Below are 18,502 nucleotides of genomic sequence, written 5' to 3' on the forward strand. Positions count from 1 at the left end.
TGTTCGTTAATCATAATGTGCCCTCAAACAAGATTTGAAGATCTGATCATGACATTGAGATTTAGTTCAAAAAAATCCCCGCTAATTTCTTAGCAGGGATTTGTGTATAAGAGACAGCTTTAAAAGCGCCTTTCTTTATGAGCTAAAATTAATTACTCAACAGTTTGTGTAGCCGTTGGTAAGTTAAGCTCAGCATTGGCTTTAAGCGCTTCAATAAATACCATGTAGTTTTTATTAGCTTGCGCCATAGTAATGCTTTGTTTTGCTTGAGGGTCAATATTAGCTGCAACTTGTGCATCTGTTACCGACTTAAGCGCAACAATTGCTGCATCACCATTATTTAAATTAACGAGATCGACTACCGCAGAATCCGCTGGGTGAGCCATTTTAAAAGCTTGAGTCACAATAGCAGGTGAAACAGTGTAGCTTTGACGTGTTAACTGCGCTTCTTGGCGAAGTGTTAAGCTTTGCTCGTTAGCAACATCGTTTAAGCTCTTACCTGCTTGTACTTCTGCAAATAAGCTACGTGTCTTTTCTTTAGCAAGCTCAGATGATTTTTCATTAACTAAACGCGCTTTAATTTCCTCGCTTACTTCATCCAGCGGCTTAGTAGCAGCAGCTTTGTGCTCGTTAATACGAACAATGATTGCATGCTCATCACCAAGCTCAATAACTTCAGAATTTACTTTATCTTCAAGTAAATCAACTGATGTTAATGCTGTAACAACTGCAGGGCTGTTTAACGGCTCTGGTAGAGCATTAAGTGCTAAAAGAGGTGTAGATTTAACTTCCACTTCAGCAACTTCTGCAGCATCATCTAAGCGGTCTGAAATTTCAAATGCAAGTGCACCCATTTCAGTTTGCTTTTCGTAAAATGCATCTATTTTTTCAGCTTGTTCTAATTCAGCACGTAAGTCAGCTTTAACATCGTCATACGCTTTAACTTGTTGTGGTTGAATGTCAGTAAGTTTAATTATGTGATAACCAAACTCAGAAGTAACAACGTCAGAAATATCACCTTTATTTTCAAGCGCGAAAGCCGCGTCTTCAAATGCAGGGTCCATTACGTCACGCTCAATCCACTCAAGATCGCCGCCCATTTCGCCACTAACGATATCGTCAGACGATGATTGTGCTAACTCAGCAAAGTCTGCACCTTGCTCTAGCTGTGCATGAAGAGCATTGGCTTTTTCTTTTGCTGCATCATCGTCTTCACTGTTATCAATTAAGATATGCGATACGCGACGCTTTTCTGGCTCAACGTATTGTGCTTTGTTTTGCTCATAATACGCTTTAACGTCATCCTCGGTTACCGATTCAACATTGATATCTGCTGCTTTAAGCTCAATGTAACTTACTGAGATAAGCTCTGGAGATAAAAATTGAGATGCGTTTAAGTCGTAGTAATCAGATACTTCTTGATCTGATACTTCAACATTCGCGGCAAGTGCCTCTTTGTTTACAACTACGTAATCAATACTACGAGTTTGCTGCTGAAGAGCAATTGCGCTTTTTAGCTCGCTCTCTAGAGCAAAGTCTGTACCTGCAACAGCAGATACTACCTGGCTGCGTGTCATATCTTTACGTAAATATTCACGAAAAGCATCTGGTTGAAAATTCATTTGACGAATTACTTGTAGGTAACGGTCGTTATTAAATTTTTCACCAATTTGAAAGTATGGTAATTCTAAAATTGTTTTACGTACACTTTCGTCGCTTACGCGAAGGCCTAAATCAGCCGCTAGCTGTGATTGCAATTCTTGTTGTACTAAGCGGTCAACTACACCTTGACGAATTTGTGCCATATAATTAGGATCAGCTGCAATTTGTGTAAAGTATTCACCAAATTGTTGCTCTAAACGGCTACGTTCATTTTGGTAAGCACGGTTAAAATCGGTTTGACTAATTTTAATTCCATTTACTTCAGCAACGGGTTGTTCTGTGGTTTGACCTAAGTAACTACCGATCCCTGCTAAGGCAAAAGATAAAATCACCGCGCCTAAAATTATTTTGGCTACAGGTCCTTGCGAACCTTCTCTGATTTTCTCAAGCATTTGTTTATCTCTTTTTGATCAAGGTATTTTACCTTGTCACATGTAAAAAAAGCGTATCTTACCAGATACGCTTTTTCACTTGAAGTAACTGGCGGAAAAGTTACTTAACTCATCTGTTGTGGTGAATCAGTAACTTTACACTCGCCATAACTAATGTGTTTAAAACAGTGATTAGTTTACTGCGTCTTTAAGCGCTTTACCGGCTTTGAAAGCTGGAATAGTTGCAGCAGCAATTTGGATAGTTTCACCAGTTTGCGGGTTACGGCCTGAACGTGCAGCACGTTCACGTACTGAGAAAGTACCAAAACCTACAAGTGCAACTGAGTCGCCATCTTTTAGCGCGCCAGATACAGATTCGATGAATGAATCTAGTGCACGACCTGCAGCCGCTTTAGAAATGTCAGCATCAGCTGCGATTTGATCGATTAATTGAGATTTATTCACAATATCATCCTCTTTCATTGTTATTATCAAGAGCGATGGTTTTTTAAACTAACATCACTTTTTTGAAAATTTTAGAGCAAACTTTTAATGCCCACATGATTATATTTTTCTTAAGCCTAGGCCCCGTAAGGGCTAGGCTTGAAAACCAGTGCTTAACTTATCATACCGTTTAGATTTGAAAAGCCCTAAAAAGCACTTTTTTTATGTTTTTTCTTGGTTTTTAGGTGTTTCGACCGAAAAACTCTCAACAGGATGCACTAAAGCAAGCTTTAACACCTCGTCAATCCAAGTAACTGGGTGAATATCAAGACCTGCCAGCACATTGTCTGGTATCTCTTTTAAGTCACGTTCGTTAATTTTTGGAATGATCACTGTTTTAATTCCACCACGATGCGCCGCTAATAACTTCTCTTTTAAGCCACCAATCGGAAGCACTTCACCGCGTAGCGTAATTTCACCCGTCATAGCAACATCTGCTCGTACAGGATTACCCGTTAAGCTAGATACAAGACCCGTTACCATTGCTGCGCCAGCACTAGGACCATCTTTTGGTGTTGCGCCTTCAGGTACGTGTACGTGAATATCACGTTTTTCGTAAAAGTCGCTGTTAATACGGAAAGTATCTGCTCGATTACGCACAACCGTCATTGCCGCTTGAATCGACTCTTGCATTACATCGCCAAGAGAACCGGTGTAACTTAACTTGCCTTTACCTGGCACTGCCGCACATTCAATTGTTAGCAAATCACCGCCAACTTCTGTCCATGCTAAACCTGTAACTTGACCAATACGGTCGCCATCTTCAGCTTTGCCATAGTCAAAGCGCTGCACACCTAAAAAGTCTTCTAGGTTATCTTGATTGATGGTCACTATCTTAGTGTCTTTTTCAAGTAAGATATTTTTAACGGCTTTACGACATAGTTTCGAAATTTCGCGCTCTAAGTTACGTACACCCGCTTCACGTGTGTAATAACGAATAATGCCAATAATTGCGCTGTCTTCGATAACTATTTCAGACTCTTTTAAACCGTTACGTTTAACTTGTTTAGTAATTAAGTGCTCTTTTGCAATGTTTAGCTTTTCATCTTCGGTGTAACCCGACAAGCGAATAACTTCCATACGGTCCAATAATGGGCCAGGAATGTTAAAGCTGTTTGATGTTGCTACAAACATAACGTCAGATAAATCGTAATCGACTTCAAGATAGTGATCGGCAAAATGACTGTTTTGTTCCGGATCAAGCACCTCTAACAATGCTGATGCTGGGTCGCCGCGCATGTCCGATGACATCTTATCGATTTCATCTAATAAGAATAATGGGTTTTTAACGCCCACTTTTGTCATGTTTTGAATTAGCTTACCTGGCATTGAACCTATGTATGTACGACGATGACCGCGAATCTCAGCTTCATCACGTACGCCGCCAAGCGCCATACGAACATACTTACGACCAGTAGAACGTGCAATAGATTGCCCAAGTGATGTTTTACCAACACCTGGTGGTCCAACTAAACATAAAATTGGCCCTTTGAGCTTATTAGTACGCTGTTGTACTGCGAGATACTCAATAATGCGTTCTTTTACTTTATCTAAGCCGTGGTGATCGCTATCAAGAATTTTTTGTGCGCCTGCTAAGTCTTTTTTCACTTTAGAGCGTTTTTTCCATGGCACATTAATTAATGTATCTATGTATGAACGCACTACAGTCGCTTCTGCAGACATTGGCGACATCATTTTAAGCTTATTGAGCTCTGTAGTTGCCTTTTCTTTAGCTTCATCAGGCATGCCAGAATCTTCAATACGCTTTTTAAGCGCTTCAAATTCATCAGGCACATCATCAAGCTCACCAAGTTCTTTTTGAATGGCTTTCATTTGCTCATTGAGGTAATACTCGCGCTGAGATTTTTCCATCTGCTTTTTAACGCGGGTACGAATTTTCTTCTCAACTTGCAATAAGTCTATTTCGCCTTCCATTAGTGCCATTAAATATTCAAGACGTTCTGTGACACTTGAAATTTCGAGCACTTTTTGTTTTTCAGGTACTTTAAGCGGCATATGCGCTGCCATTGTGTCGGCAAGACGTGCTGGCTCATCAATACCTGAAACTGAAGTTAGTACTTCAGGTGGAATTTTTTTATTTAGCTTTACATAGCCTTCAAACTGGCTAATTGCGCTTCGGATAAAAATATCTTGCTCTTGTTCATCTACAGAATCAGATTCAATAAATTGAGCATTAGCGACAAAAAAGTCATCGTTATCTACAAATTCTTCAATTTGTGCGCGCTGTGTACCTTCGACTAAAACTTTAACTGTACCGTCTGGTAATTTTAATAACTGAAGTACAGTGGCAATAGTACCGATACGATAAATATCATCTTGCTCTGGTTCATCTACAGTTGCATCTTTTTGTGCAACCAAGAAAATTTGTTTGTCTTTGTCCATTGCCGCTTCTAGGCATTTTATTGATTTTTCACGGCCAACAAAAAGCGGGATCACCATGTGCGGGTATACCACAACATCGCGCAGTGCAAGGACTGGGATTTCGACTCGGTCGGTTCTCTCAAGCGTCATTATAGTTTCTCTTCGCACTTCATTTATTTTAAAGATTACTCAAGTATATGGGGATAACCTAATTAAAGTTCAACAATTTTCCCTAACTCGATTAAATTAATTATAAAAAAAGGAGCCTAAGGCTCCTTTTTCCATTCAAATAGCTTAAAAACTATTCTGATGCAGCTTTATCTTGTTTATTATTTTCATAAATCAAGATTGGATCTGACTCACCTTTAATAACGGTTTCATCGATAACCACTTTGCTTACATCATCCATTGAAGGAAGCTCGTACATAGTATCAAGTAGTACACCTTCAACAATTGAACGAAGACCACGTGCGCCTGTTTTACGCTCCATTGCTTTGTGGGCAATTGCAGCTAAGGCATCATCGCGAAACTCAAGTTCAACGTCTTCCATACCAAACAATACTGAAAACTGTTTAGTAATCGCGTTTTTAGGTTCACTCAATATTTGTACAAGAGCTGCTTCATCAAGTTCTGTTAGCGTAGCCACTACCGGCAAACGACCTATAAACTCAGGAATTAAGCCATATTTAACTAAATCTTCTGGCTCTACATCTTTAAATGTTTCACTTAAAGAACGACTCGCCGCAGACTCTTTTACGCTAACGCCAAAACCGATACCGGTGTTTTTATGGCTACGTTGCTCAATTACTTTATCTAGGCCTGAAAATGCACCACCACAAATAAACAAGATTTTAGATGTATCTACTTGTAAAAACTCTTGCTGTGGATGTTTACGACCACCTTGCGGTGGAACAGAAGCAACGGTGCCTTCAATCAGTTTAAGTAGCGCCTGTTGAACGCCCTCGCCTGATACGTCACGCGTAATTGAAGGATTATCTGATTTACGAGAAATCTTGTCAATTTCATCGATGTAGACAATACCGCGCTGTGCTTTTTCAACATCGTAATCGCACTTTTGTAAAAGCTTTTGAATGATGTTTTCAACATCTTCACCTACATAACCTGCTTCGGTTAATGTAGTGGCATCGGCCATAGTAAACGGCACGTCAAGTAGGCGCGCTAATGTTTCTGCAAGTAATGTTTTACCACTACCTGTTGGGCCGATAAGCAAAATATTACTTTTACTTAATTCAATGTCTTGCTTAGTCGATTGGTTACGTAGGCGTTTATAATGGTTATAAACGGCAACAGACAATACTTTTTTAGCATGATCTTGACCAATAACATAATCGTCTAAGTGTTTACGAATTTCTTTTGGTACAGGTAGTTTGTCAGACGTATCATGCTTAGGAGCAATGTCTTTGATCTCTTCCCTGATAATATCGTTACACAACTCTACACATTCATCACAAACGTATACTGAAGGGCCTGCAATTAATTTACGCACTTCATGTTGGCTTTTGCCACAAAAAGAGCAGTATAACAATTTATTACTTTTGTCGCCGTCTGTAGGAGTGTCAGACATTCAGCTACCTCATTTTATTACGTTGGCCACCAAAACTATTGGCGGCTATTTCAATACGCTTTAACTATACCAAAATTTATTGGTTTTCGCATAGTAACTCAAAGTGGCAAACAGGTAGTCCTGCTTACCAAGCGCTTACTTTTTGTCGCGATTTGTAAACACAGAGTCTACCAAACCGTAATCTACAGCTTGCGAAGCACTCATGAAGTTATCACGATCTGTGTCTTTAGAGATAATATCCAATGGTTGGCCTGTATGCTCAGCCATTAAGCGGTTAAGCTTATCTTTAATAGACAGAATTTCTTTAGCGTGTATTTCAAAGTCAGATGCTTGACCTTGGAAACCACCTAATGGTTGGTGAATCATCACACGTGAGTTTGGTAGGCAAAAACGCTTACCTTTAGCACCAGCAGTAAGCAAAAAAGCACCCATGCTTGCAGCTTGACCTACACATATTGTACTTACATCTGGTTTGATGAAGTTCATTGTGTCGTAAATAGCCATACCCGCAGTTACTGAACCACCTGGTGAGTTGATATATAAAAAGATATCTTTATCAGGGTTCTCTGATTCTAAAAATAGCATTTGCGCTAAGATCAGATTTGCCATGTTGTCTTCAACTTGACCTGTTAAAAAGATAATACGCTCTTTTAATAATCTCGAATAAATATCATACGAGCGCTCGCCTTTTGGTGTTTGTTCAACAACCATTGGGACCAATGCATTTAGGGGATCTGTAATACCAGTATTCATACTTATTTAATTCCTTATGCGCTTATACTTATCCTTATTATAAGGAAGCATAGTTATCGTTTTTCGCAAATTTAGAGCCAAAAACTAAAATGGCCCGGGCACGCTGTATAAACAGTGTAACACGAGCCATTTAATCGTTAGCGAGAGCTTAAGTCAATGACTTATTAAGCACCTTGCTGTGGATTCATGATGTCATCAAATGCTTTTTCAACATCAGTAACAACTGCTTTAGCTAAAATAGCTTCAACAGCTTGCTCTTCCATTGCTACATTACGCATTTGCTGCATAAGTTGATCATTACCTTTGTAGTATTCTACTACTTCAGTTGGATCTTCGTATGCAGAAGCTACTGTTGCGATTAATGCTTCAACTTTAGCATCATCAACTTTGATGTCGTTAGCTTTAATCACTTCACCTAATAAAAGGCCAGTTTTTACACGTGTTACAGCTTGCTCGTGGAACAATTCAGCTGGAAGCTCTGGCATGTTTTGAGCGTCGCCGCCAAAACGTTGAGCTGCTTGCTGACGTAGAGCATCAACTTCTTGATCAACAAGTGCTTTAGGCACTTCGATTTCGTTGTTAGCTAAAAGACCTTTGATTGCTTGGTCTTTAACGCTTGCTTTAACCGCTTGGTCTAGCTCACGTGTCATGTTCTTTTTAACTTCTTCTTTAAGCGCGTCTACGCCGCCTTCGGTAACACCGAATTTAGTTGCAAATTCTTCGCTTAATTCTGGTAATTCTTGCGCTTCAACTTTTTTCACTGTGATAGTGAATTGAGCCGCTTTACCTTTTAAGTTTTCAGCGTGGTAATCATCAGGGAAAGTCACATCAGCAACTACTTCTTCGCCTGCTTTTTTACCTACGATGTTATCTTCAAAACCTGGGATCATACGACCTTGGCCAAGTTCTAATGGGAAGTCTTCAGCTTTGCCGCCTTCAAATACTTCACCGTCGATAGTACCTACGAAATCAACTGTTACACGGTCGTTTTCGCCAGCAGCTGCATCAACATTAGCCCACGCTGCGTGTTGCTTACGAAGTGTTTCTAGCATGTTAGCTAAATCTTCGTCAGTTACTGTTACTGCTGGTTTTTCAACAGTAATTTTATCTAAACCTTGAACTTCAACTTCAGGGTAAACTTCAAACGTTGCTGAGAATTCTAAATCTTTACCTGCTTCAAGTGATTTAGGAGCGAATGTAGGCGCGCCAGCTGGGTTGATTTTTTCAGAAACGATTGCTTCAATGTAATTACGTTGCATTACTTCGCCAGCAACTTCTTGACGAACTGCAGGGCCAAAACGCTTATTAATTACAGATACTGGAACTTTACCAGCACGGAAACCATCTATACGCTGTGTTTTTGACAGTTGTTGTAGGCGTTTTTTTACTTCGGTCTCAACGTTCTCTGAAGGAACGGTGATAGTTATACGGCGCTCAAGGCCTTGGGTCGTCTCAACAGAAACTTGCATGATTTACCTCAATATTCAATTTTGGCGACTGTTCGCCTTCCTTTACAAACAAAGTGTTCTGCATGAGTCTTGATAAAGTTTAAGCGGTTTTTCACACTTAAAAGCATCCGTCGCTACCATGAGACACCATTGCTGCTTTGCCCTTCGGGCACTATGTTAAACAATAGACGCGGCATTATAACCTAATATTTATGATAGTCGAGTATAGGGGGCAATTATTTGGACTAGATAAGGGACTATAAAGACTAACTGAATAAAAAACAGGCTAACTACGGACTAAATAGAATAAAATAGAAATTATTTAATAGAATTATAGGCTAACAGATTTAGATTTATAAATTAGAGGAATTTACTTATTGTTCTTATTAGATAAGAAAATGGTCGGCGATGCAGGATTTGAACCTGCGACCCCTTGGACCCAAACCAAGTGCGCTACCAAACTGCGCTAATCGCCGACATTGAAGAGTTAACTTCTTTTTTCATACTGAACACTTAAACTGAGAGTTTAAGACCATTTTAAGAAAATGGTCGGCGATGCAGGATTTGAACCTGCGACCCCTTGGACCCAAACCAAGTGCGCTACCAAACTGCGCTAATCGCCGATATTCGTTGTAAATGGGGTGACTGATGGGGCTCGAACCCACGACAACCGGAATCACAATCCGGGGCTCTACCAACTGAGCTACAATCACCGCTATATTTACATGTTTTCAAATGGTGCACCCAGAAGGATTCGAACCTTCGACCGACGCCTTAGAAGGGCGTTGCTCTATCCAGCTGAGCTATGGGCGCATCGAAAACTTCATAGTTTACCAATAAGCTATTCGATTATAAAAAATTATAAAAAAATGGTCGGCGATGCAGGATTTGAACCTGCGACCCCTTGGACCCAAACCAAGTGCGCTACCAAACTGCGCTAATCGCCGAAACTTATTATTGCTAGCGAGTGACCTCGTTGACAACGGGGTGCATAATAGTGATTTGACGGGGTTAGGTCAAACGTTTTTTTAAGAAAACCAATCAAGTGCTCATTTTTAGTGCATAATGGTTAAATATTACAATGGTCGGCTGAATTTTAAACTATTTAACAGTTCAAACGTTATATACCTTAAAAGCAACTTGGCGCTGCTATGCTTTTCTGCGAAAATAGTAGGCACATTATAAAACGAGTTAAATAAAGAGCGTATTTTTCTTTATTAGCATTTTTACCCCTATTTTATTATGCATTCGTTTTTAGAGTATCGGTATCTAGTTAATTAACCCCAATTAAAGGTCACCCATGACGGCAAACATCATTGATGGTAAGGCAATCGCAAAACAAGTACGTAGCGCTGTAGCAGAACGCGTAAGTGAACGTGTAGCAAATGGTTTACGTGCACCAGGACTTGCAGTAGTACTTGTAGGACTTGATCCAGCAAGCCAAGTTTATGTTGGTTCAAAACGTAAAGCCTGTGAAGAAGTAGGTTTTATCTCTAAATCATTTGATTTACCAGCAGACACACAAGAGCAAACTCTTTTAGATTTAATTGACGAGCTAAATAATGATGCCGAAGTTGATGGAATTTTAGTGCAGTTACCACTGCCAAAAGGTCTTGATGCTGAAAAGATTTTAGAACGTATTACCCCACATAAAGATGTTGATGGATTTCATCCATATAACATTGGTCGATTAGCACAGCGTATGCCTGCCCTTCGCCCATGTACGCCTAAAGGTATTATTACATTACTTGATTCAACGGGTGTACGTTATAAAGGGATGCATGCAGTTGTCGTTGGCGCGTCAAATATTGTTGGTCGTCCAATGTCGTTAGAGCTTTTATTAGCAGGTTGTACTACCACTGTGTGTCATAAGTTTACTCAAGACTTAGAAACACATGTTCGCCGCGCTGACTTATTAGTTGTGGCTGTCGGTAAACCTGAATTTATACCGGGAGATTGGATAAAAGAAGGCGCTATTGTTATCGATGTGGGCATTAACCGCTTAGATACGGGTAAATTAGTCGGTGATGTTCAATACAGTGTGGCCGAACAAAAAGCGCATTTTATTACACCTGTACCAGGTGGCGTTGGCCCGATGACTGTCGCAAGCTTAATTGAAAACACACTTGAAGCGTGTGAAAAGTATCACAGCTAAGCTGTTAAAAAATCAAAAAAGGGTTGCCGTTTGGCAACCCTTTTTTAGTTTGACCTGAATTACTTTAAACGCTTACGCTTTACGCCACGTTGTTTTACCAGCTGAATCTTCAAGTATTACACCTAATGCATTAAGTGCATCGCGAGCTTCATCAGCAGCAGCCCAGTCCTTACTAGCACGTGCTTCATTACGTTTTACAATTAATGCTTCAATTGTCGCAACTTCGTCGTCATCTTGCCCACCTTGTAAAAAAGCTTCCGGTGCTTGTTGAGCAACGCCTAACACTTCACCAAGGCTACGCAGTATAAACGCTAACTTGCCAGCTTGACCTGCGTCACTTTCTTTTACGCGGTTTAATTCTTTAGCAAGTTCGAACAACACAGGTAGTGCTTCTGGTGTATTAAAGTCATCATTCATTGCTTTTCTAAATTTAGCAACAAACTCATTGCCTTCTAAATCGCATTCTACCGGTACGACATCACGAAGCGCTGTATAAATGCGTTCAAGTGATGAGCGCGCTTGGTCTAAATTCTCTTGCGAGTAATTTAATTGGCTGCGGTAATGCCCTGAAATTAAAAAGTAACGAACAGATTCGGCATCGTATGCTTTTAAAACTTCACGCACAGTAAAAAAGTTATCTAACGACTTAGACATTTTTTCTTTATTTACTTGCACCATGCCAGTATGTATCCATGTATTTACATACTTGCCGTTGTTTGCACAGCACGACTGGGCAATTTCGTTTTCATGATGTGGAAACTGTAAATCAGACCCCCCACCGTGAATATCAAAATGCTCACCTAAGTGTTTTGAGCTCATTGCCGAACATTCAATATGCCAACCAGGACGCCCTTCACCCCACGGTGATGACCATGATGGCTCACCTGCTTTGGCTTTTTTCCATAACACAAAATCAAGTGGATCGTCTTTATCTTGCGCTACTTCAACGCGAGAGCCCGATTGCAGCATAGTTAAATCTTGCTGAGAAAGCGCACCGTATTGCTCAAACGTTGATACATCAAACAATACATCGCCATCAGCTGCAACATAGGCATGGCCCTTTTCAATCAAGCGCTTAACCATAACGATAATTTCATCCATATGGCTTGTAACTGTTGGTTCAATATCTGGGCGTAGCATATTTAGGCTATCAAAATCTTCATGCATCGCTTTAGTCATGCGCACAGTTAAATCGTTTATTGACTCATCATTTTCATTTGCGCGTTTAATTATTTTATCGTCGATATCTGTAATGTTACGTACATATTTTAAATCGTAACCAATATGACGTAAGTAGCGCACAATAACGTCAAAACCAACAAAAGTACGAGCGTGTCCAATATGGCAGTAATCATAAATGGTGATACCACACACATACATGTCGATTTTGCCTTCGACCATAGGTTTAAATTGCTCTTTTTGTCGCGTGAGTGTGTTGTATATATTTACCATTTACTTTGAGTCCTTGACTATTTACTTGAACAGTTATGTTACCACTTGAAAAGCCCCTGCTCTAGCGCTTTATAACAAACCAAACATCTACTTTGTTAATCTTAGCCAACTACGATAAAATAGCGCCAATATTTAAACCAGATATAGGAAAACACATGGTTGTTCTACACACCAATTTTGGTGACATCACCATTAAAATGTTTGAGCAAGAAGCTCCAAACACTGTTAAAAACTTTTTAGAGTATGCAAATGCTGATTTTTTCAACGGCACTATCTTTCATCGTGTAATCGATGGTTTTATGGTTCAAGGCGGTGGTTTTGTACCAGGTATGGAACAAAAAGAAGTTAACGACCCAATTAAAAATGAAGCTAATAATGGCCTATCTAACAAGATAGGTACTTTAGCAATGGCACGTACACCTGATCCTCATTCAGCTACAGCGCAGTTTTTCATTAACGTGAATAACAACGACTTTTTAAACCACAGCAGCGAAACATCGCAAGGCTGGGGTTACTGTGTTTTTGCTGAAGTAGTAGAAGGTATGGACGTAGTAAATAAAATAAAAGGCGTAGCAACAGGTAGTACTGGTTTTCACCAAGACGTGCCTCTTGAAGATGTGATCATCGAAAGCGTTACTGTTAGCTAATAGTAAGTTTACCCACGTAATGTGGAGTATCAGCGGGCATTTACGCAATGTGTATACGCCCGCTTTATTTATATCGAAAAGACTGACCTATGACTCGCCAAACTTACTTTATTGCAGATTTACACCTAAGCGAAAACCGCCCCGACATTAGCGCTGCATTTTTTGACTTTTTAAATACGCATATACTAAATAAAGATGTAGATGCACTTTATATTTTGGGTGATTTTTTTGAAGTATGGGTTGGAGATGACTACATTACAGCGCTGAGTGCCGATGTAGCAAAGCATTTAAGCGCCGTTAATGATGGTGGGACACCTGTTTATTTTATACATGGCAATCGTGATTTCATCATGCGCAAGCAATATGCAGACATGGCCGCAATGACTTTACTCGATGAACAAACAGTCATTGATTTATATGGTACGCCTACCGTTATTTTACATGGCGACGAAATGTGCACTCAAGATACTGAGTATCAAAAATTTCGTAAAAAAAGCCGTGGTTGGTGGTGGCCAAAACTAATGCTTGCAATGCCACTTTGGTATCGTAAAAAAATAGCGCGTAATGCCCGTGAAAAAAGTAAGTTGAGCCAAGCTGATAAACCTATCGAAATTTTAGACGTTGTAGATGAAGCCGTGCTTGCCACCTTTGCCAAACATAACGTTACTAATATGATTCATGGTCATACTCACCGCCCTAATGTTCATAACTATAAAGTTAATGAACAAACGCTTACTCGTACAGTGCTAGGTGACTGGTATACCCAAGGCTCTTATTTAGTCGTTACCCCTCAATCACAAGAATTAATTAGCACGCCTTTCGCATAATTTAAAATCCTGACTATTATTTAACTATATATTTGAATAATAGTGAGAGGTTTAATGATTAAGCTGTTAATTTTCATCGTAGTAATTGCCATTCCTACCAAAGTATTTAGCGAGCAAACATGGCAAATTGTTACTGAAAACTACCCTCCCTATTTTAGCGAAAACCTTCCTGATAACGGTTGGTTATATGAAATCACTCAATCAGCCCTTAAAACTCAAGGCATTAATAGCGAAGCCGAGTTTACGACATGGGACCGCGCCCTAAAGCTATTAGAAAAAAAGAGAAAAACAGCTATTTTAGGCGCTTTTTATTCATTAAAAAGAAATGAAGTTTTTTACTACTCTCGCCCACTTGCAGTTGCTCATTCAGGAATTTTTAAACGCAAAGAGAGTGCTATTAACTTCGATGGTACAGTTCAGTCATTAACACCTTATAGTATTGGTACAGAAGACAATGCCTTTGTAAGCCAAGAGTTTGCTAGAAATACTGAGCTGGCAATAACATCCACTAAAAGCCTTCCTACAAGTTTATACCTGCTACAACAAGGACGTATTGATTTGGTCGCAGGTACTAAAGAGGTTGGAAATTATTGGCTTGAACACACTAAAACCGAAGATTCAGATGATAATAATATTGAGTACTTATTGCCAGATCTTGCTTCTCATAAACTATATTTAGTTGTCTCTAAATCAAATTACAGGGCAAAAGAGTACTTACAAAAATTTAATAGAGGGATTGATATAATAATTGAAAACGGAAGCATTGCTGAAATCATGAAGAAACACAATTTCAGCAATCAAAAAACAGCTGAATACATTAATTTTTTAAAAGAAAATTAGCTTTATGCTATTGGCAGGCCACTATGAAACTTAAAATTTTCATCCTGTGATGAAATTAATTCAGCTTCAATCTCGCCAAATTCTTTAACTCGTTCGGTAATATCAAAATCAGCAATTTCTTGCGCTAAAGTTAGATAATCTTGGTAATGACGGGCTTCAGAGCGCAGCAGCGAAATATAAAAATCACCTAAACGTTTGTCAACATGCGGCGCAAGCTTTGCGAAACGCTCACACGAACGCGCCTCAATGTAAGCGCCTACAATTAATTTATCAACAAGGGCGTTTGGCTCAAACGTTTTAACATGACGAAGCATGCCTTTTGCATAACGACATGGTGTAATGCTTTGGTACTCTACACCGTACTCGTCCATAATTTCGAGCACTTGGTAAAAATGATGCAACTCTTCTTTTATCAACAATACCATTTTATCAATTAAATCTTGTCCATATGGCGAATTAGATTTAGGAATTATTGATTTAGTTAGCTTATTTTTAGCCGCGAGATCACGCCAATTTCCTTCACGCTTATAAATAAGCGATTCAAATGGCTTTAGCCACTCGAGTAAGGCATCACTGCCCTCTTTATCAACAGCGTATTTACGTATTAAAAACATCGCACTTTGAGCCGCTTTTAACTCACAAATTAAGTGATCGATTAAGATTACTGATAAGTTCTCTTTTTTAATTGCCTGCTCCACCCACTGCTGTGGGGTTGTACACACTAAAAAGTTATTGATCGGCTCTAAAAGTTGGCTATGTGGCACGTTGACTGCTCATTACTAAATAAATTTGATAGAGCGTTATTTTAACACGAAATTTTGTTTGGGATAAATCAAAGCCCTAACCTGTGCAAAAATGTTAATATTGAGTTAACTTGACTTTGCAAGATAAGTGAACCATAACTGTACATAGACTGTATAAAAATAAACCAACCAAAACAATAATACGTTCCTTTTATGGAGTAAGTACTATGATACTAAATCACCTCTGGGGCATTTATGCTCACCCACTTGAAGAATGGCAAACAATAGATAATCGCCATGAAAGTTTAACCTATAGTTTGTCGCATATTTTACTGATTGCTTTGTTTCCTTCAATAATGGGTTATTACTCATCTGTTTATTTAGGATGGAGTATAGGCGCAGGCGATCCCGTATTTTTAACGCACGATAGTGCGCTATTAATTGCAGGTGCAATGTATTTTGCTTTAATAGCGGGCGTTTTTGCATTGGCGTATTTGGCTCATTGGATGGCCGTTACATTTGGCTCTAAGCCTACATTTACACAAACACTTGAACTTGCAGCTTATACTGCAACACCTGTGTTTATGTCGGCGCTTGCCGCCTTTTGGCCTGTACTTTGGTTTGTAGTGTGTATTGGAATTATTGCACTAGCTTACTCGGTCTACTTACTTTATACCGGCGTACCAATACTTATGCATATTCCAGAAGAGCGTGGCTTTATTTATGCCAGCTCGGTTGTAACGTGTGGATTAATATTACTAGTTATTATTTTAGCTGTAACAGCTATGCTTTGGACAAATGGGATTGTTAGTCCAATGTTTACTTAATAAAGTTTAGCTAATAAAGAGTCGTGTTTGATAGAAATGTTCCCTTTCTTTCCTTCGCAAAAAAGGAGCTAATTAGCTCCTTTTTTTATGTAACGACTTTTTATTAACTAATTATTAATCAGCTTCGTTTTCGTCTTGGTTGTGAATCTCTAAACTTGAAGACATCGCACTTTCGCGGGTGCTTTTTGCTGAATCGTTACGTAGCTCATCAATACGGTTTAAATAGTTTTGATCAATGTCGCCTGTAATATATTGCCCATCAAATACTGAGGTTTCGAACTTAGTAATTTCAGGATTTTCTTGGCTAACCGCAGCTATTAAATCTTTTAACGATTGAAAGATTAAACCGTCAGAACCAATACTTGCATTAATATCTTCAACTTCACGGCCGTGAGCAATAAGCTCAGCTGCTGAAGGCATATCAATACCGTACACATTAGGGAAGCGTATTTCAGGCGCTGCGGATGCAAAGTAAACATTTTTAGCACCAGACTCACGAGCCATTTCAACAATTTGTGCTGATGTTGTACCACGAACAATTGAGTCATCAACCAATAATACGTTTTTGCCTTTAAACTCGCGATCAATTGCATTTAGCTTTTGACGCACTGATTTTTTACGCATCTCTTGACCAGGCATAATAAATGTACGACCAATATAACGGTTTTTAACAAAACCTTGGCGATACGGTAAATCAAGCACACGTGCAATTTCCAGTGCTACATCGCATGAAGTTTCTGGGATTGGGATAACTACATCAATGTCTTTATCAGCCCATTCGCGTGCAATTTTTTCGCCTAGTTTTGTGCCCATGTTTACGCGTGTTGCATAAACAGACATACGGTCTATTGTTGAATCAGGTCGAGCAAAATAAACAAATTCAAAAATACACGGCGAGTAAGATGCTTTATCTGCACAACTAAGTGAATGAAATTCACCTTCTTCTGTAACATATATAGCTTCACCAGGGGCAACATCACGTACAAACTCAAAGCCGTCCGGTTTTAACGCAACGCTTTCAGAGGCGAACATGTACTCAGTCCCTTTTGCAGTCTCACGTTTACCAAATACAAGTGGACGGATACCATTCGGGTCGCGAAAAGCAACAATACCGTGACCAATAATCATAGCAATTGTTGCATAACCACCGCTTACTTTATTATTTACCTCGGTTACCGCAGTAAATATATCTTCAGGGTCTAAATGCAACTTATCAGATTTACTTAGTTCATGTGCCATGATGTTGAGTAAGATTTCTGAATCAGATGTTGTATTTACATGACGACGTGCTTCTGAGAATAACTGCTCTTTTAAAGCTTCTGCATTAGTAAGGTTACCATTATGGGCAAGCGCTATACCAAACGGTGAGTTAACATAAAAAGGCTGTGCTTCAGATGAGCTTGAAGACCCTGCTGTAGGATAGCGCACATGGCCAAGACCTATCGTACCTTGTAGTCGTTTCATATGACGAGTGTGAAAGGCATCTTTCACTAAGCCATTTGCTTTGCGTAAGCTGAACGTATTATTCTCAATGGTAATGATACCCGCGGCATCTTGACCACGGTGCTGCAAAACAGTTAAGCCATCATAAATCGCCTGATTGACAGGGGATGTTCCGACTATTCCAACGATACCACACATGTAATTTATCCTCGCCGATTAACGGTTTACTGAATTTAAAAAGCTCGAGTTGTTTTCTAGGTACGAAAAGAACCATTCAACAACAAAGCCAAATTCTGGAATCAAAATAGAATTGCCCCACCAGTGCGTATTGGGTGCACCAGTAAAAGCATCAAGAAAGAAGAGTAACGCGCTCACGACCAACACGCCTCGTAGAGCACCAAACACTATACCAAAGACACGGTCGGTACCCGATAAACCAGTACGATGTACAAGTTCACCTAAAATGTAGTTTAGTAAACCGCCTAACAGTAGCGTCGCAAAGAATAATATGGCTATGGCCGCCGCATTTCTTAAAAGGGGTTCAGAAATGGTTGTTAGGAAGGAAGCTAAATATTGGTAAAATAAGCTAGAGATGATAAAGGCGCCAGCCCATACCGCTAATGACATTGCTTCTTTTACAAAGCCGCGTATTAAACCGATGATGGTAGACAATACAATGATGCCAATAATGGCGTAATCAACCCAGATCATAAGAACCAATTAGTCGCTAATTTGGGGCGCATTCTATACCCAAACATCGTTAGTATGCAAGTTTAAACGGGAGATTACTGGGTTGTAGTTAATACAAAAAATTAACATTCTAGTCTAGGTATTGTGAGATAAAGATAATGATAAAAAAAATA

Annotated in this window: 15 protein-coding genes and 5 tRNA genes; 5 read left to right on the forward strand and 15 right to left on the reverse strand. The window is 39.4% G+C overall.

Going from position 1 to position 18,502, the window contains the following annotated elements:
* Positions 1-152 precede the first annotated feature (152 nt).
* The 11 genes from I6F10_RS05340 to I6F10_RS05390 form a co-directional block, all read right to left on the reverse strand.
* A complete protein-coding gene (locus tag I6F10_RS05340; protein WP_165744919.1) occupies positions 153-2,054 on the reverse strand; it encodes a SurA N-terminal domain-containing protein in 1,902 nt (633 codons plus the stop codon).
* A 171-nt stretch (positions 2,055-2,225) separates the two neighbouring features.
* Positions 2,226-2,516: an HU family DNA-binding protein gene (locus tag I6F10_RS05345; RefSeq protein WP_158000827.1), complete on the reverse strand. Its 291-nt coding sequence runs from the start codon at positions 2,514-2,516 to the stop codon at positions 2,226-2,228.
* 183 nt (positions 2,517-2,699) lie between these two features.
* A complete protein-coding gene (lon, locus tag I6F10_RS05350; RefSeq protein ID WP_024596372.1) occupies positions 2,700-5,069 on the reverse strand; it encodes an endopeptidase La in 2,370 nt (789 codons plus the stop codon).
* A gap of 151 nt (positions 5,070-5,220) precedes the next feature.
* Positions 5,221-6,504: an ATP-dependent protease ATP-binding subunit ClpX gene (clpX, locus tag I6F10_RS05355; RefSeq protein WP_002958344.1), complete on the reverse strand. Its 1,284-nt coding sequence runs from the start codon at positions 6,502-6,504 to the stop codon at positions 5,221-5,223.
* 135 nt (positions 6,505-6,639) lie between these two features.
* Positions 6,640-7,257: an ATP-dependent Clp endopeptidase proteolytic subunit ClpP gene (gene clpP / locus I6F10_RS05360; RefSeq protein ID WP_002958346.1), complete on the reverse strand. Its 618-nt coding sequence runs from the start codon at positions 7,255-7,257 to the stop codon at positions 6,640-6,642.
* Between the two features lie 164 nt (positions 7,258-7,421).
* The gene (gene tig, locus I6F10_RS05365) at positions 7,422-8,726 is read right to left on the reverse strand and encodes a trigger factor (protein ID WP_197098567.1); all 1,305 of its coding nucleotides are present in this window, start codon (positions 8,724-8,726) and stop codon (positions 7,422-7,424) included.
* A 378-nt stretch (positions 8,727-9,104) separates the two neighbouring features.
* Positions 9,105-9,181 (reverse strand) — tRNA-Pro (locus I6F10_RS05370).
* 70 nt (positions 9,182-9,251) lie between these two features.
* Positions 9,252-9,328 (reverse strand) — tRNA-Pro (locus I6F10_RS05375).
* 14 nt (positions 9,329-9,342) lie between these two features.
* Positions 9,343-9,418, reverse strand: a tRNA-His gene (locus I6F10_RS05380).
* A gap of 23 nt (positions 9,419-9,441) precedes the next feature.
* A tRNA-Arg gene (locus I6F10_RS05385) sits at positions 9,442-9,518 on the reverse strand.
* 57 nt (positions 9,519-9,575) lie between these two features.
* A tRNA-Pro gene (locus I6F10_RS05390) sits at positions 9,576-9,652 on the reverse strand.
* A 353-nt stretch (positions 9,653-10,005) separates the two neighbouring features.
* Here I6F10_RS05390 and folD point away from each other — a divergent pair.
* Entirely contained in the window at positions 10,006-10,860 is an 855-nt protein-coding gene (gene folD / locus I6F10_RS05395) for a bifunctional methylenetetrahydrofolate dehydrogenase/methenyltetrahydrofolate cyclohydrolase FolD (protein ID WP_002958348.1), read from the forward strand.
* A 72-nt stretch (positions 10,861-10,932) separates the two neighbouring features.
* Here the strand turns inward: folD and cysS are convergent, their stop codons facing one another.
* Positions 10,933-12,312: a cysteine--tRNA ligase gene (gene cysS, locus I6F10_RS05400; RefSeq protein ID WP_165744918.1), complete on the reverse strand. Its 1,380-nt coding sequence runs from the start codon at positions 12,310-12,312 to the stop codon at positions 10,933-10,935.
* A 155-nt stretch (positions 12,313-12,467) separates the two neighbouring features.
* Here cysS and I6F10_RS05405 point away from each other — a divergent pair, with 155 nt between their 5' ends.
* The 3 genes from I6F10_RS05405 (at position 12,468) to I6F10_RS05415 (ending at position 14,626) form a co-directional block, all read left to right on the forward strand.
* Positions 12,468-12,959 carry a peptidylprolyl isomerase gene (locus I6F10_RS05405; protein ID WP_002958350.1) on the forward strand — a complete coding sequence of 164 codons (492 nt, stop codon included), beginning with the start codon at positions 12,468-12,470 and terminating at the stop codon, positions 12,957-12,959.
* Between the two features lie 89 nt (positions 12,960-13,048).
* A complete protein-coding gene (locus I6F10_RS05410; RefSeq protein WP_165744917.1) occupies positions 13,049-13,786 on the forward strand; it encodes a UDP-2,3-diacylglucosamine diphosphatase in 738 nt (245 codons plus the stop codon).
* Between the two features lie 54 nt (positions 13,787-13,840).
* Positions 13,841-14,626: a transporter substrate-binding domain-containing protein gene (locus tag I6F10_RS05415; RefSeq protein WP_165744916.1), complete on the forward strand. Its 786-nt coding sequence runs from the start codon at positions 13,841-13,843 to the stop codon at positions 14,624-14,626.
* A 2-nt stretch (positions 14,627-14,628) separates the two neighbouring features.
* Here I6F10_RS05415 and miaE read toward each other — a convergent pair whose 3' ends face one another.
* Positions 14,629-15,390 carry a tRNA isopentenyl-2-thiomethyl-A-37 hydroxylase MiaE gene (gene miaE, locus I6F10_RS05420; RefSeq protein WP_165744915.1) on the reverse strand — a complete coding sequence of 254 codons (762 nt, stop codon included), beginning with the start codon at positions 15,388-15,390 and terminating at the stop codon, positions 14,629-14,631.
* A gap of 206 nt (positions 15,391-15,596) precedes the next feature.
* Here miaE and I6F10_RS05425 point away from each other — a divergent pair, with 206 nt between their 5' ends.
* Positions 15,597-16,196, forward strand: coding sequence for a Yip1 family protein (locus tag I6F10_RS05425; RefSeq protein WP_165744914.1), 600 nt, complete (start codon positions 15,597-15,599; stop codon positions 16,194-16,196).
* A 114-nt stretch (positions 16,197-16,310) separates the two neighbouring features.
* On the opposite strand, the gene purF is transcribed toward I6F10_RS05425, so the two are convergent.
* On the reverse strand, positions 16,311-17,837 hold the full coding sequence (purF, locus tag I6F10_RS05430) for an amidophosphoribosyltransferase (protein WP_024596369.1): 1,527 nt from the start codon (positions 17,835-17,837) through the stop codon (positions 16,311-16,313).
* Positions 17,838-17,855: 18 nt separating this feature from the next.
* A complete protein-coding gene (locus I6F10_RS05435; RefSeq protein WP_002958356.1) occupies positions 17,856-18,350 on the reverse strand; it encodes a CvpA family protein in 495 nt (164 codons plus the stop codon).
* Between the last annotated feature and the right edge of the window lie 152 nt (positions 18,351-18,502).

Source organism: Pseudoalteromonas sp. SWYJZ98, assembly GCF_015864495.1.
In the GTDB taxonomy this organism is placed as follows: Bacteria; Pseudomonadota; Gammaproteobacteria; order Enterobacterales; family Alteromonadaceae; genus Pseudoalteromonas; species Pseudoalteromonas distincta.

Excerpts from the sequence above, each read along its gene's own strand:
- I6F10_RS05340 (WP_165744919.1), bottom strand. The coding sequence starts at position 2,054 with ATGCTTGAGAAAATCAGAGAAGGTTCGCAAGGACCTGTAGCCAAAATA.
- folD (WP_002958348.1), top strand. The coding sequence starts at position 10,006 with ATGACGGCAAACATCATTGATGGTAAGGCAATCGCAAAACAAGTACGT.
- I6F10_RS05345 (WP_158000827.1), bottom strand. The coding sequence starts at position 2,516 with ATGAAAGAGGATGATATTGTGAATAAATCTCAATTAATCGATCAAATC.
- cysS (WP_165744918.1), bottom strand. The coding sequence starts at position 12,312 with ATGGTAAATATATACAACACACTCACGCGACAAAAAGAGCAATTTAAA.
- clpX (WP_002958344.1), bottom strand. The coding sequence starts at position 6,504 with ATGTCTGACACTCCTACAGACGGCGACAAAAGTAATAAATTGTTATAC.
- lon (WP_024596372.1), bottom strand. The coding sequence starts at position 5,069 with ATGACGCTTGAGAGAACCGACCGAGTCGAAATCCCAGTCCTTGCACTG.
- I6F10_RS05410 (WP_165744917.1), top strand. The coding sequence starts at position 13,049 with ATGACTCGCCAAACTTACTTTATTGCAGATTTACACCTAAGCGAAAAC.
- I6F10_RS05425 (WP_165744914.1), top strand. The coding sequence starts at position 15,597 with ATGATACTAAATCACCTCTGGGGCATTTATGCTCACCCACTTGAAGAA.
- I6F10_RS05435 (WP_002958356.1), bottom strand. The coding sequence starts at position 18,350 with ATGATCTGGGTTGATTACGCCATTATTGGCATCATTGTATTGTCTACC.
- I6F10_RS05405 (WP_002958350.1), top strand. The coding sequence starts at position 12,468 with ATGGTTGTTCTACACACCAATTTTGGTGACATCACCATTAAAATGTTT.
- clpP (WP_002958346.1), bottom strand. The coding sequence starts at position 7,257 with ATGAATACTGGTATTACAGATCCCCTAAATGCATTGGTCCCAATGGTT.
- tig (WP_197098567.1), bottom strand. The coding sequence starts at position 8,726 with ATGCAAGTTTCTGTTGAGACGACCCAAGGCCTTGAGCGCCGTATAACT.
- purF (WP_024596369.1), bottom strand. The coding sequence starts at position 17,837 with ATGTGTGGTATCGTTGGAATAGTCGGAACATCCCCTGTCAATCAGGCG.
- I6F10_RS05415 (WP_165744916.1), top strand. The coding sequence starts at position 13,841 with ATGATTAAGCTGTTAATTTTCATCGTAGTAATTGCCATTCCTACCAAA.